Origin of the sequence: Clostridium sp. AF21-20LB, assembly GCF_003478795.1 — a bacterium.
In the GTDB taxonomy this organism is placed as follows: Bacteria; Bacillota; Clostridia; order Lachnospirales; family Lachnospiraceae; genus Otoolea; species Otoolea fessa.
Genome location: NZ_QUGD01000068.1, coordinates 1 through 714, shown reverse-complemented (window position 1 = coordinate 714; position 714 = coordinate 1). Strand labels below are relative to the sequence as shown.

Annotated in this window: 1 protein-coding gene; it reads right to left on the bottom strand. The window is 49.9% G+C overall.

What is annotated here, in order from left to right; translation table 11 throughout:
* On the bottom strand, positions 1–701 hold a 701-nt coding region (locus DWX76_RS13780), incomplete at its 3' end, for a VirB6/TrbL-like conjugal transfer protein, CD1112 family (protein ID WP_118570887.1).
* Between the last annotated feature and the right edge of the window lie 13 nt (positions 702–714).

The window sequence follows — 714 nt, the reverse complement described above, 5'->3', positions numbered from 1 at the left end:
AGACCTTGAAAGCCCACCGCAAAGAGGGAGCGGAAATAGTTCTGCCCCATGTGTCCGGTTTCCCTGTTGGGGACTGTGGCAAACGGGATAGGCGCTAAACTTGTGAGTAAATAAATTTCAATCATACGGCCATATACGATGACGAAAATCACGATGTTTAAGGCAATCATGGTAAGCTGGATCAGGAAGGACTGGAGCCAGAGTCCGAACAGAGGGCCTAACTCCATCGCCTCAAGCTCTGTCCGCAGACTGTCCAGCACATCCGGCGTGATTTCTGTCCCGTTCTGGATAATGCCCGCTGACTGCTGGATCACATGCTGGCTCACATCAAAGACCGCCAGCACGATATTGAAGGTATTCGTCAGGATCATCACAGCCACAAAGGTTTTGAACACCCACTTAAAAAACATCCATGTGTCAACTTCATGTAGGTTGTTGCGTTCTATGAGCATCTGTATCAGTTCATAGGTCATAACAAAAGTGAGGATGACCCCGGCGATTGGCAGAATGGCAGTTTCGGAGATCTGTCGTATCATGGAAAAGACCCCGGCGTTCCAGTCCGCCGGGGTCGTGCCTACCTGTGTGGCGATTTCGCCAACGCTCTGATTGACGTTATCGAAAAGGCCGTCCAGATTTCCCATGATACCATCGACGAGCAGACCTTTCAGCCATTCAACGATTGCGTCGATGATAAAGTCCATACATCAGCTCCTT